Origin of the sequence: Pseudotabrizicola sp., assembly GCF_030656345.1 — a bacterium.
Classification (GTDB): domain Bacteria; phylum Pseudomonadota; class Alphaproteobacteria; order Rhodobacterales; family Rhodobacteraceae; genus Pseudotabrizicola.
Map to the genome: position 1 here is coordinate 1 of NZ_JAUSNR010000053.1, position 12852 is coordinate 12852.

Annotated in this window: 9 protein-coding genes and 2 pseudogenes; 8 read left to right on the forward strand and 3 right to left on the reverse strand. The window is 58.7% G+C overall.

Annotated features, from left to right (window positions below; translation table 11 throughout):
• Positions 1–181 (reverse strand): annotated as a pseudogene (locus tag Q7J44_RS22230) (MFS transporter); the annotation flags it as partial.
• 418 nt (positions 182–599) lie between these two features.
• On the opposite strand from Q7J44_RS22230, the gene Q7J44_RS22235 reads away from it, so the two are divergent.
• The 3 genes and pseudogenes from Q7J44_RS22235 (at position 600) to Q7J44_RS22245 (ending at position 4427) form a co-directional block, all read left to right on the forward strand.
• Positions 600–1313, forward strand: a complete 714-nt coding sequence (locus Q7J44_RS22235) for an endonuclease/exonuclease/phosphatase family protein (protein WP_304883266.1) — start codon at positions 600–602, stop codon at positions 1311–1313.
• Between the two features lie 5 nt (positions 1314–1318).
• Complete coding sequence (locus Q7J44_RS22240) at positions 1319–2851, forward strand: phospholipase D family protein (RefSeq protein WP_304883267.1); 1533 nt, start codon at positions 1319–1321, stop codon at positions 2849–2851.
• A gap of 463 nt (positions 2852–3314) precedes the next feature.
• Positions 3315–4427 (forward strand): annotated as a pseudogene (locus tag Q7J44_RS22245) (tyrosine-type recombinase/integrase).
• A 6-nt stretch (positions 4428–4433) separates the two neighbouring features.
• Here the strand turns inward: Q7J44_RS22245 and Q7J44_RS22250 are convergent.
• Both Q7J44_RS22250 and Q7J44_RS22255 read right to left on the reverse strand, forming a co-directional pair.
• The gene (locus Q7J44_RS22250; RefSeq protein ID WP_304883303.1) at positions 4434–4703 is read right to left on the reverse strand and encodes a type II toxin-antitoxin system RelE/ParE family toxin; all 270 of its coding nucleotides are present in this window, start codon (positions 4701–4703) and stop codon (positions 4434–4436) included.
• Positions 4704–4765: 62 nt separating this feature from the next.
• The gene (locus Q7J44_RS22255; protein WP_304883268.1) at positions 4766–5023 is read right to left on the reverse strand and encodes a type II toxin-antitoxin system ParD family antitoxin; all 258 of its coding nucleotides are present in this window, start codon (positions 5021–5023) and stop codon (positions 4766–4768) included.
• A gap of 208 nt (positions 5024–5231) precedes the next feature.
• Between Q7J44_RS22255 and Q7J44_RS22260 the strand changes: the two genes are divergently transcribed.
• From Q7J44_RS22260 to Q7J44_RS22280, 5 genes are all read left to right on the forward strand, one after another.
• On the forward strand, positions 5232–6398 hold the full coding sequence (locus Q7J44_RS22260; RefSeq protein ID WP_304883269.1) for an ATP-binding protein: 1167 nt from the start codon (positions 5232–5234) through the stop codon (positions 6396–6398).
• Between the two features lie 397 nt (positions 6399–6795).
• Positions 6796–7971, forward strand: a complete 1176-nt coding sequence (gene repA / locus Q7J44_RS22265) for a plasmid partitioning protein RepA (protein ID WP_304883270.1) — start codon at positions 6796–6798, stop codon at positions 7969–7971.
• A 1-nt stretch (position 7972) separates the two neighbouring features.
• Complete coding sequence (gene repB / locus Q7J44_RS22270; RefSeq protein ID WP_304883271.1) at positions 7973–8965, forward strand: plasmid partitioning protein RepB; 993 nt, start codon at positions 7973–7975, stop codon at positions 8963–8965.
• A gap of 283 nt (positions 8966–9248) precedes the next feature.
• Entirely contained in the window at positions 9249–10400 is a 1152-nt protein-coding gene (repC, locus tag Q7J44_RS22275; RefSeq protein ID WP_304883272.1) for a plasmid replication protein RepC, read from the forward strand.
• 185 nt (positions 10401–10585) lie between these two features.
• Positions 10586–12685 (forward strand): ParB/RepB/Spo0J family partition protein, encoded by a 2100-nt coding sequence (locus Q7J44_RS22280; protein WP_304883273.1) that lies wholly within the window; start codon positions 10586–10588, stop codon positions 12683–12685.
• Positions 12686–12852: the final 167 nt, after the last annotated feature.

Genomic DNA, 12852 nt, shown 5'->3' on the forward strand with positions numbered 1-12852 from the left:
CGCCCGCAACCTGGAAGGTCAGGGTGATCATCCCGATCTGGACGAAATCCAGACCGTAAGCCTCCTTCAGAATCGGATAGGCTGCCGGGATCAGCGACTGCATCAGATCGTTCAGAAGATGCGTCAGACCCAGCACTGCCAGCACGGTGACGTAGGTTCCGGAACGGGGGATGGTTGTCATGTCAGCAGCCTTGAATGTCGGGGACGTTAGCGTCCGGGACGCCGTGTACAAGTCGGGCGATAAGTTCACAGCGGGCAGATCTCTACAAGAAGCCCGACAATCAATTTGATTTTCGGGCGCAAGCATCGACTGTCCTGCATCGAGACAGCATCTATAGAGGGTCGCATCCGTCAGGAGCAGAAACGGATACGTTTTGTCTGTTGCGGCCGTCGCGGAGTGCCCAAACAATAGCAGCACGCTTCACGCTATGCACCGCCTCTCACCGCGATCATAAGAAATGCAGCATGGACCTGACCTTGGCATGAGTGCGGTCCTGACGCTTGGAAGGCAAGCCAACTATGAGTAAGTTTCAAGAATGAAATGGTGGCGGGACCATCCTCCTGACTGAATTGGATTTGCATGAATGACCCACCTTACGGTGGCCAGCTGGAACATTCGCGCCGGGCTTGGCCGGGATTTTCGCCGACGTCCAGCGCGAACGATTGATGCTATTGTCGGCTTTGATGCCGATATCGTCCTGTTGCAGGAAGCCGACTTCCGCATGCATCCGCGTCCTGCTGCACTGCCGCGGATTCATGGCAGGATTGGTCCGTTCGAGGTGATTGATTTGACACCTGCCACGGTTGGGATCGGCTGGCACGGCATTGCAATGTTGAAACGTCCCGGCATCGAGGTCGACGAGATCCGTCTGCACGATCTGCCGGCGCTTGAGCCGCGGGGTGTGGTTATCGCTGACCTGACGGTCCGTGACCTCGCGGTGCGCATTGTCGGGGTGCATCTGGGCCTTTTGCGCGGCAATCGCCGTAAGCAGCTTGATTTTATCGCCACGCAGCTGGCGGCGCTGGATCACAGGCCAACCGTCATCGCGGGCGACTATAACGAGTGGCGCGACCAGCGCGGCTTTGAAACACTGCCTGACTGGCTGCGCCTACACAGCCCTGGCCCGACCTTTCCATCGGGTCGGCCCTTCCTCAACCTCGACCGGATGGCCTACAGCCGCGATCTGGACTTGTTGAGCAGCAGCGTCATCGCCGGGCCAGAGGCCATAATGGCTTCGGATCACCGGCCGATCATCGGGCGCTTCCGGCACCTGAAATCGGCCGACATAGCGCGAAGGATAGGCACAAAGTGAGCGCTATGCTCGAAATTCTGCTGGTGGCTCTGGCGGTCGCCGCGATTGCCGTTCTCGTGGCACGCAGGATGTTCAGCATGCCTCCCGTGTCAGGGCGTGTAAACAGCACCGCGCTGCCCCCGATCCGAACGGGCACCATCGCGACTGCCGGCGGGAGGAGTGCGGATGGCGAAGATGGGCTGACCGGCGTCCGGCCCTTGCCCAACGGAGTGGAGGCCTTTGCCGCACGGATCACGCTTGCCGATGCGGCGGTATCGTCAATCGATGCACAGTATTACATCTGGTACAAGGATCTCACGGGATACATGCTTTTGGACGCGCTTCGGCGCGCAGCCGATCGCGGTGTACGTGTGCGCTTGCTTCTGGATGACCTTGGCAATGGAGGGCTCGATCCGGAACTGGCGGAGCTTGAAGCGCATTCGAACGTTCAGGTGCGCCTTTACAACCCATTCCCTCTGCGCAGGTTCAAGGCTCTGTGCTATGCCTTCGATTTTTTTCGCCTGAACCGCCGCATGCACAACAAGTCCTTCACGGTCGACGGAGTGGTGACAATCCTGGGCGGGCGCAATGTCGGCGACCGGTATTTTGATACTGGCCCCGATGCGCTGTTCATTGACCTTGATGTGCTGGCAGCGGGCGCAATCGTTCCGTTGGTGTCAGAGGATTTTGACCGCTACTGGGCCTGCCTCTCGGCACAGCCGGCCGCGCCATTCGTGGGAAAGACAAATGGGTCCGAACCGATTGGCCGTGGTCTGGCACGGTTCCGCGACGATGCCCACTTCGGTGACTACTGCGCCGGTCTGGATGGCGCAGACTTCCGCGCTGCGATGGCCAACGGCGATCTTGATTTGGAATGGACCCGTGCCGTTCTGGTCAGCGATGACCCTGTGAAGGGCCAGGGGGCCGTCCCTCGTGAAGATCTTCTGGCCACGCGCCTGATGCACGCAGTAGGCCAGGTCAAAAGTAGGATCGATCTTGTGTCGCCCTATCTGGTGCCGGGCAAAGAAGGGGTAAAGGCCTTCGCCACCCTCACCTCACGCGGGGTGAAAGTGCGCGCACTGACAAATGGAATCGAGGCGACTGACGTGGTCGCCGTACATGCAGGCTATGCAAAGCGCCGTAGTGCGATGCTCCGCGCGGGGCTTACGCTCTTTGAGTTGCACGCCGGCGCGGGCTCGGACCGCCCAAGCCGGACACGCCGCCGTATGGGTCTGTCCAAGGCCAGTCTGCACGCCAAGATATTTGCCGTAGACGAGGCCCGGATTTTTGTTGGCTCGTTCAATTTTGATCCGCGATCGACCACACTGAACACGGAGATGGGCATTCTGATTGAAAGCTCGCACCTTGCGGAGGCCCTGCACAGAGCCTTTGATCTGAGACTTGCAGGACTTGCTTGGCAAGTCGGCGTGCAAGATGGCCAAATGATCTGGACAGACGCAGCACGGCAGATTGTGGTTACAAAAGAACCAGGCTCCACTGCCCTGAGGCGTCTCGTCGTGACGGTTGTCGGCTGGCTGCCCGTCGAATGGCTAATGTGATCGGCGCGTTAAAACCGTGCAGTGGTGGGCGATATGCAGCTGCAAGGATAAATCCTTGCGGCGCTTTATGGGGGTAATTATCAAAAATAGCGCCGCCAAGGCGCTATAGTTTATATGTCCAATAATGTTGCATTATCGGACATTAATACACCATGCGCTCCGACATAGATGTCGTTTTAGTTTCATGGGTGGATTCGACCGAAATCGGCCCTCGCGAGCTCTAAATTCCGACTCAATCGGTGGACCGGACTCTTGTTCAATCTCTGGACTCGCAACGCAGCGGACAAATTAGCAAGTAAGATCAGCACGATTTTGATCTGCATGGGACCAAACGCCTTGGTGCGGGCAACCCTACCAAGTAAGGCGCAGGGAGCCCATCAAGTCCACCAATGAGACTATAATCCGGGAATGAAACAAGAACATGAACATGAACAAAGTAAAATCAAAGCGTTAGATTCCGACATTGGAACAAGAACGACATGGACAAAACACCCCTCAAAGCCACCTCCAACCCGCCGGAACAGCCTGATCTTCCTTCAGGAGACGAGAGCGCTGATCCGGATCGGACGGCCATCCCCCTGCCCTCCCCCATCCCAGGCTCCGGTGCGCTGGTCGGCTGGCCGAGACGGCGCGGGACTATGCGCGGCAGGCGGCGTCGGAGAACACGCTCAGGTCCTATGCCCGCGACTGGACGCATTTCACCCGCTGGTGCAGGATGCGCGGCGCCGATCCTCTGCCGCCCGCGCCTGAACTTATCGGCCTCTACATCGCCGATCTGGCCGCGCCACAAGGCAAGCCCCCTGCCCTCTCTGTCGCCTCCATCGAGCGCCGCCTTTCCGGCCTCAGCTGGGGCTGTGCACAGCGTGGGGCGCGGCTCGACCGCAAGGACCGCCATATCGCCACCGTCCTCGCCGGCATCCGCCGCAAACACGCGCGGCCCCCGGTGCAGAAAGAGGCGATCCTGCCCGAGGATATCCGCGACATGCTGGCCACCCTGCCCCATGATCTGCGCGGCTTGCGTGACCGGGCGCTGCTGCTGATCGGCTTTACCGGCGGCCTCCGGCGCTCCGAGATTGTCAGCCTTGATCACGGCAAGGATGACACGCCGGACTCTGGTGGCTGGGTGCAGATCCTCGACGGCGGCGCGCTGATCACCCTGCGCGGCAAGACCGGTTGGCGCGAGGTCGAGATCGGCCGCGGCTCCAGCGATCAGACCTGCCCGGTGCATGCGCTCAGCCAATGGCTGCACTTTGCCAGGATCGACTTCGGGCCGATCTTTGTCGCCGTCAGCCGCGATGGCCGCCGCGCCACTCCGGACCGGCTCTCTGACAAGCATGTCGCCCGGCTGATCAAGCAGACCGTCGAAGATGCTGGCCTGCGCCCCGAACTGTCGAAAGCCGACCGCCTGCGGCTCTATTCGGGCCATTCCCTGCGCGCCGGCCTCGCCTCCAGCGCCGAAGTCGATGAGCGTCATGTGCAAAAGCACCTCGGCCATGCCTCGGCGGAAATGACCCGCCGCTACCAGCGCAGGCGCGACCGGTTCAGGGTCAACCTGACCAAAGCGGCGGGGTTGTGAGGCGGATCAGAAGCCTTCGGTCTTTAAAGCCAACAGCACCTCGACATGACGGTGCAGATCGCTGTGAGAATGCAAGATATCGACGATGATGACCTCATCGGGCTGGTCCAGAAAGACCAGAAAATGCTCCCCTGCCCTGGCGAGCCGAAGATCGTCTGCGTCATCCACAAGGACTGCGCAACGCCGGCTGTGTACCGTGCCGTTCAGAATTCCTTTACACCGGCTGAGCAGTTCCGCCTCGTAGCGCTCTGCTTGGCGCAGTCCGAAATTCTTGATCGTCTATCTGGCTATCTCGGTAAGGCTGGCTTCCGCACGACGCGTCAACCGGAAGGATCGGCTCATGAGGAAGCGCGTGCATTCGCAAAGGCGCGACGGATCGCATCTTCCCCACTACCCCCCGCAAGATCGCCCGCCTTGGCCTGCGCCAAGCCTTCAAAAAGGTCCTTCCGGATTCCAGCCAGCTGGGCTTCCTCCTGTTCGAGCAGTCTCAAGCCAGCGCGCATCGCTTCGCTCACATTCTGGTAGCGTCCGGACGCCACCAAGGCTTGAACCAGATTGTCTTGAGCTTCAGTGAGGACAACGTTGCGCGTCACCATGGGTCAGGTCTCCTTCATTGGCAATATATGCCAACGCGCGATTTTGGTCAAAAGAATCTGACGTCGGGGATCAGCGTACACCTTGCGGGCGGACAAGCTGGCAGCCCTCGTCCATGAAGATGCGGCTGTAGCGGGCCCAGAGGCTTGGCTTGGTCGATTGAGCATGATAACCTTGCAAATCTTCCACACTATGGAGTAATTGCAAGGTATGTACCAACGTCAGACCACTCAGACCGTGCAATCCGCCCTCGAGGTCCAAGCGGCTGTTGTCCTTTTGGGGCCCCGGCAGGTCGGCAAGACCACACTTGCACTTGAAATAGCCGAGCAACGCCCATCTGTGTACCTCGATCTGGAACGCGACGCGGATCGACAGGTCCTGACAGAGCCCGATCTTTATCTGGATGAGCAAGTCGGTAAGCTCGTCATCCTGGATGAGGTTCAGCAGATGCCGGACCTGTTCAAGAACCTCCGTGGGCAGATCGACATGCGACGGCGCAAGGGGGCCCGCACAGGGCAGTTCCTGCTGCTCGGGTCTGCATCGAATGTGCTGCTGCATCAATCGGCCGAGTCCCTTGCCGGGCGAGTTCGCTATATCGAGATGCCGCCTCTTCTGCTGGACGACGTAGGCGAAGACAGGTTGAACGACCTCTGGCTGAGAGGCGGTTTTCCTGACAGCTTCCAAGCAGACAGCGACCGATCCAGCATGAACTGGCGTGAGGATTTTCTGCGCACCTACCTGGAGCGCGATATCCCCGCCCTCGGGCCGCGCATCCCGGCGACCACACTTCGCCGCTTCTGGACGATGCTGGCGCATGCGCAGGGTGGACTGCTGAATGCAGCTGCGCTGGCCGAGGGGCTGGGCGTCTCGGGTCAAACGGTGGGACGATACCTTGATCTGCTTGTCGATCTCATGCTGGTGCGGCGCTTGCAGCCTTGGCATGAAAATGTCGGCAAACGCCTCGTCAAGTCACCGAAGGTCTATGTCCGAGACTCTGGCCTGCTACATGCGTTGCTTGGCCTCGGCACACTGGAAAGCTTGCTGGGCCATCCGGTGGTCGGTGGCAGCTGGGAGGGGTTTTGCCTAGAAACCTTGATCGCCGCCGCACCCGCCGACACAGAAACCTTCTTCTACAGGACATCGGCTGGTGCAGAACTTGACCTTGTCCTTCGCCTTCGCGGCGGGGAAACTTGGGCAATCGAGATCAAGCGCACCACTGCCCCAAAGGTATCGCGCGGCTTTCACCTTGCCATTGCAGACATTAAGGCTGATCAGCGCATCTTGGTCTTTGCTGGGGACCGTGAGGTTCCCCTCGGAGATGGCTTGCGCGCCATGCCGCTTGATGTAGCAGTCGAGCACTTGCGCCAGCAAACTTGAGCCCAGCCCATGGAGCGGAGGCATAATCAAGTTTCTGACCTCCAGTCGACGCACTTCGAATCGAAAACAAGCCGAGAACGGACTTCGCCAATCCCGTCACCGGACCCTTGAAGCCTCAGACCTAGCAACAAGATGTTGATGGCCCACAAATTCACATCATCGAGTTTAATTTATTTATTTCAGTAGGTTAAGGTTGCGATCTTCGCGACTACGCTTCCAGCCCGGCAGTTGGTTCGTGTCTATCAGTAGAAATTTCTTGCGCGAACGAAAAAGTTGGCGCATTTCTACCCGTAGCGCGAAAAGGTGAGAATTTCAGATTTTTGCGCTACAAAAGAAAAGCTCGAAAAGAGCGCGCTGCGTGGACCTCGGTTGCGACAGCACAAAACATGAGGGCAGTATGTCAGCAGAGCGAGTATTTGCCGAGCTTCAAACCGACGCATCTACGCTGCACGCGTCTATTCGCCTGCACCTCGAGCGCAATTTTGCGCCTGACGCGAGGAAACACCTAAGAACTTTTTCGTCCACCGAGGCCGCTGACTTCTTGGGGCTTGCGCCCGGGCACCTTCGAAAGCTGCATGCCGAAAACAAGATCCCAGACGTCCCTTTGGACGAGAGAGGCCGCAAGTTCTACTCCGCCGAAGACTTGGGGCAGATCCGCCTGGCGCTCGCACGCAACACAAGGGATCCTTCGCTTTACCTGCGAGGACGGGTTGGGCAAGAACCGCTCCAAATCATTTCCTGCGTCTCGTTCAAGGGCGGCTCGGCAAAGACCACATCAGCGGCATATCTCAGCCAATGGTATGCTCTTCATGGCTATCGCGTTCTGGTGGTCGATATGGACCCGCAGGCGTCGCTGTCATCGATGACAGGCCTGCGTCCTGAGATCGATTTCACGCACAAAGGGACCATCTACGACGCGATCCGCTATGACGATCCGCTGCCGATGAGCGAGGTCATCCGAAAGACCTACTTTCACGGCCTAGATATCGCTGCAGGCGGTCTGATCCTGTCAGAGTATGAAACGGAAACGCCTTACGCGCTGCGCCGCGGCGCTGAGCCGCCCTTCTACTTGCGTCTGCGCGAGGCAATCCAGTCGGTGGAAGCAAACTATGACCTTGTTTTCATTGATTGTCCGCCCCAGCTTGGCTTTCTGACGTTGTCTTCTTTGGTCGCGTCATCTTCGATCATCATCCCGGTGGTGCCAAACTTCATCGACGTGGCCTCGTTGGCGCAGTTCCTGACCATGACATCATCCTTGCTCGACACCATCCGAGATGCGGGGATGACACTGGACTACGATTTCCTGCGTTACCTAGTCTCACGGTTCGAGCCTTCCGATGGCCCTCAGGCACAGGTTGCCGGGCTTTTGCGTGCAAACTTCGGCAAACGCGTGATGACCGAGACATTCCTGAAATCGACCGCCATTTCGGATGCGGGCCTGACACATCAAACCCTGTTTGAAGTCGGGCGAGGAAGCATGAACCGGAACACCTATGACCGCGCGATGGAATCGGTGAACGCCGTCGCGCGCGAGCTGGAGCAAGATATCCACAAAGCTTGGGGAAGACACTGATATGGCCCGGAAAAACATGTTCGAAGGCATTACCGCGGCTCAGCGGTCCGAAGACCCCGAGATGGCTGCCATTCCCCCCAGTGCTGAGAAAATGCCAGAGGTATTTCAAAGTGGCGGCCCGATTGCCGCAATTCGCAACGATTTGCGCAGCCTGAGCAGCCGTTCCGTACAAGACATTGACCCCGAGATGATCGAGGACACTGGCCTCAAGGATCGTTTAGGCGGCATCGACGACGATATCGCGGAGCTGCGCGACAGCATTGCGAGGCACGGACAGCAGGTTCCTATCCTCTTGCGTCCCCATCCTAAGCTCAGCGGCCGTTATCAGGTGGTTTATGGGCGGCGGCGGCTTGCGGCCATCCGTTCATTGCGAACACCTGTCAAAGCGCTCATCCGAACCTTGTCTGATGAAGAAGCTGTCCTTGCGCAAGGGCAGGAAAACAACGTTCGCAAAGATCCCTCTTTCATCGAAAAGGCACTCTTTGCGGGCGACCTCGAAGAGGCGGGCTATGATGCAAAGGTTGTGCAGGACGCGCTGAACGTCAATCGGAGCCACACCTCGCACATGCGTAAGGTGCGCGAGGCCATCCCACGCGACATTATCGAGCGCATAGGTGCGGCGCCCTCCGTAGGGTGGAAACGCTGGTATGAACTAGCGGCCCGCCTTCTCGATGAAAATGTCGATGTCGCTACAGTGCACCCTGCCCCGTTCCCGACTGGCCTCACATCTGACCAGAGATTCGACCTCTGGTCGAAATTGGCGACAAAGTCTGGAAAAAACAGCAAAGCGCCGAAACCCCAGCAACCACAATCCATGTTGGTGAAGGCGCAGGATGGTTCGGTCATTGGCACCATTGCGCTGCAGAATGACACGCTAAGCTTTCGGGCAGCATCCAAAGGCGATCCGTTTGCGGCATGGCTGCATGAGAACGCCGAAACGGTGTTCCCGCGCCTGCATGAAAAATTCCTTGCCCGCTCTGAAAAACCGGAGTGAGCAAGCGATGCGACGAAAACAACAGAGGAGCAATGTCGGAAAAGAATAGGCCTCCCGAATGGAAACCACCCGGAAGGCCCGCGCAAAACACAGGGCGCCAACCCTGAGAATGCTCATCACTAGCCAGAGCAAGTTAGCGCAGGCCCGAATCGCAAGCAACATCGCATCGCGGTGATCTGATATCTTTTATCCTTTATCTGAACAAAAGAGCCAGAATACCCGCGGAAATTTGCGCAAAGCAGTCCTTATTCGGACAGTCCTACACGTTCCGCGTGAATATATCATGGAACAGATCGCAACCACGCCCATGCTTCGGCATGTCCGGCGCCCCAATTTGTCGTCTCAGAAACCTCAGGCGCCGACCCCTGCAGCCGACAAGGACAATCGTTGGCATATCCTTGATCTGGCAAAGACCTGCCGCCGCCGTCTGAAGCTTCGAGATCGCGACATCGCCGTCTTGCGGGGACTGTTGTCCCTCCTGCCCTCGCAAGCGCGACCTGACCAAATGGTGGTCTTTGCATCCAACCGGGTTCTGATTGATCGTTGCGATGGCATCGACGAACGCACTCTTCGTCGTCGGATTGCTCACTTGCAGGACTGCGGGATGGTTGAACGCCGGACAAGCCCCAACGGCAAGCGATATCAAGTACGCGACGATCACCAGGCCGCGCTGCTGACCTATGGCATCGATCTCGCACCTCTTTTCCACATCCAGAGCCATCTGGAAGCCATGGCAGAAGACTGCCGCCACGAAACCGTAAGAATCAAAGTGCTTCGCTCCTTGATCAGAGATGTTTTGTTCAAAATTCCGCCACATCAAATCACTGACGTTCAAAACGAAGCTCAACGCGCGCTTAGAAGAGTGCTCGATAGCAATCAATTGCAGAAAATCCTGACACAGCTTGAAGATGCTGCGCCCGTAATGATCCCTCAATCCATGGACAACGTGACTCAGCCGACAACACATCTGTCCGTCAGCGACGGTCAAAATGACCGCCATATTCAGAGTTCGTATAAAGATAATTTAGAATCTGAAGAGGCTGAGAGCAAAACCTTGAGCAACCCTGTGCATGAAATACCCACCAACACGGATCATGCCGACATCACAGTGGACGAATGCATGGACCTTGCTCGAACTGCTAGAGAAATGTCTCCTAGACAGCCTCAATGCTGGGAGGATCTGATTGATCTTTCAACAAGACTTGCCCCTGCCATCGGCCTTCAGGGAACAGTTATTCGTGAAGCGGAGAAGCACTTGGGAAAGCACGGCTGCGCTTTAGCCGTTCTTGGTCTTGTCGAAGCGTTTGGCAGAGTTCGCAACCCAGAAGCCTATCTAACCGCTCTTGTGCAGCGTCGTCTCAAGCAAGGCCTCGATCTCGTCCGAATGTTTCGTTCCCTCGTTCGGCCCGGTAAGCCAGTAGCTGCCCTCGCTTAGTCCAGGAATGTTTACCCCGGTAAACATTTGTTGGTGCTTTGCAGGGGCCGATGCACGTGATGTATACCGGGGTAAACATGAGGCTGTCGCTCTACGCAGCAGAGAGTTTGAGAATAGTTGATTTGAGGGTGACGGGAAGTGAGATCGGGAGAGTGGCTCCTGGCGCCCGTCCTAGAGAAAACCTGATGGCCCAAGCTGCCCAGAAGATCACCCTTTCGTCCTCACAGGACATCCCCTTTGACAAGCTGGTGCTGAGCCAGTCCAATATCCGGCGTATCAAGGCCCGTGTGTCGGTTGAAGAGTTGGCCAAGGACATTGCTCGCCGCGGCTTGTTGCAAAGCCTGAGCGTGCGGCCCGTGCTGAATGCCGATGGCGTCGAGACCGGCGCGTTCGAGATCCCAGCTGGCGGTCAGCGTTTGCAGGCGCTGTCGTTGCTGGTGAAGCAGAAACGGCTCGCGAAAACCGCGCCTATCCCCTGCATTGTGCGGGACGTAGCTTCGGGCATCCTTGCCGAAGATGACTCTCTGGCTGAGAACATCCAGCGCGTCACTCTGCACCCGCTTGACCAGTTCCGTGCCTTCCAGCTCTTGCGCGAGAAGGGTCAGTGCGAGGACGCGATCGCGGCGGCCTTCTTCGTGACGTCGCAGATCGTCAAGCAGCGTCTGAAACATGCCTCCGTGGCCCCTGCCCTGCTCGAGGTCTATGCCGAGGATGGCATGACTCTCGAACAACTCATGGCCTTCACGGTAAACCCCGATCACGTGCGTCAGGTTCAGGTTTGGGATGCGGTGAAAAACTCTTGGAACAAGGAACCCCATGCCATCCGGCGGATGCTGACCGAAACATCCGTCCGCGCCTCGGATCGTCGCGCGGTATTCGTTGGCGATGACGGCGGCTGGCTCGAGGACCCTGCCTTGCTCGACCCTCTGGTGGCAGAGAAGCTTCACACCGAGGCTGAAACGCTTGCCGGTGAGGGTTGGAAATGGATCGAGGTGGCGACCGACCTGCCCTATGGCTACAGCCACGGCTTGCGGCGTCTGGCCGGTGATCAGGCGCCTATGACCGACGCGGAAAGCTCGACCCATGCGGCGCTTCTCGCGGAGTATCGTGCGCTGGAGGACGAGTACCCCGAGGAGGTCGACGCAATGCTCGGTGAGCTTGAGATGTCGATCGAGGCCTTTGAGGCGCGGCCATTGATCTTTGAGCCGGTCGAAGTTGCCCGCGCGGGCGCCTTCGTCACGCTGGATCGGGATGGCGGTCTTGCGGTTTATCGTGGTTATGTCCGGCCCGAGGATGAGCCGCGTGAGGACGCTGCGGTCCAAGATGTCGGAGACGTCGATGCTGTGGGGCAGGGGCCCGATACCGGGGTTTCCGGCTGGCAGCCTTCGGCGACCTCCGGAGACGGCACCGTGATCACTACTGGTGGCCAGCCGATCGGCGCGGATATGTCAGAGGACGAGGATGACGGCGCGTTGAAACCTCTCCCCGAGCGGTTGGTCATGGAACTGATTGCCCACCGGACGCTGTCGCTGCGCGAGGCCATCGGGCGCTCACCTGACGTGGCACTGACGCTGCTGCTCCTGAAGCTCGTGACGGACACCTTCCGCACTTCCAGTGCCTCGGGCAGCTGCCTCGAGGCCGCGGTGCGTCACGTCTACATGTCGGCGCAAGCGCCTGATCTGAAGGACAGCGTGGTGGCCAAGCTGGTCGATGAACACCACGCGGCCTGGGAGGCCGACCTGCCTCTCGGCGATGATGCTGCGCTCTGGGATTATCTAACGGTGCTCGATCAGGGCAGTCGTCTGGCGCTGCTGGTGCATTGCCTCAGCTTCGGGATCAACGCGCTCCATGAAAAGGCGAATCCCTACGGCGTAGGCATCACGACCAGCGGCCTGACCCGCCGCATGGCGCATGCCGATCTCGTGGCGCAGCCGGTGGATCTCGACATGGTCGAGGCGGGCTGGGAACCGACGGTCGACGGCTATCTCAGCCGCGTGCCCAAGGCCCGGATCTTGGAGGCCGTGCGCGAGGCGAAGGGCGAGGGCACCGCTCAGCTTCTCGACCATCTGAAGAAGGGCGAAATGGCCACCGAAGCCGAGCGGCTCCTCAAGGGCAGCGGCTGGTTGCCCGAGGTCCTGCGCCGCGCCGATCTGGTCGCACTGGACGGCGAGGAAATCGCAGAAGGGCAGGGGGATGACGTGGTCCAGCCCGAAGAGGTCGATCTGCCGGCCTTCCTGACCGCCGATCTGCCGAGCAGCGGCGCGTCGATGATGGCGGCAGAGTGATCTGAGCCATGTTGGGGCCTCGAAACCCGCCCCCATTCACAACAAAATACAACAATATCAATATGATGAGTGCGAACTCTCGCATTCAGGATGAGAAATCATGTCTGCAACCACATCATCGACACAGTACCCGTGGGCGCGCTTATTCGCTACACTGACGGCAGTCC

Bases quoted from the DNA above. Each gene is read 5' to 3' on its own strand.
- Q7J44_RS22240 (WP_304883267.1), top strand. From the start codon at position 1,319: ATGCTCGAAATTCTGCTGGTGGCTCTGGCGGTCGCCGCGATTGCCGTT.
- Q7J44_RS22255 (WP_304883268.1), bottom strand. From the start codon at position 5,023: ATGGTGACGCGCAACGTTGTCCTCACTGAAGCTCAAGACAATCTGGTT.
- Q7J44_RS22260 (WP_304883269.1), top strand. From the start codon at position 5,232: ATGTACCAACGTCAGACCACTCAGACCGTGCAATCCGCCCTCGAGGTC.
- repA (WP_304883270.1), top strand. From the start codon at position 6,796: ATGTCAGCAGAGCGAGTATTTGCCGAGCTTCAAACCGACGCATCTACG.
- repB (WP_304883271.1), top strand. From the start codon at position 7,973: ATGGCCCGGAAAAACATGTTCGAAGGCATTACCGCGGCTCAGCGGTCC.
- repC (WP_304883272.1), top strand. From the start codon at position 9,249: ATGGAACAGATCGCAACCACGCCCATGCTTCGGCATGTCCGGCGCCCC.
- Q7J44_RS22280 (WP_304883273.1), top strand. From the start codon at position 10,586: ATGGCCCAAGCTGCCCAGAAGATCACCCTTTCGTCCTCACAGGACATC.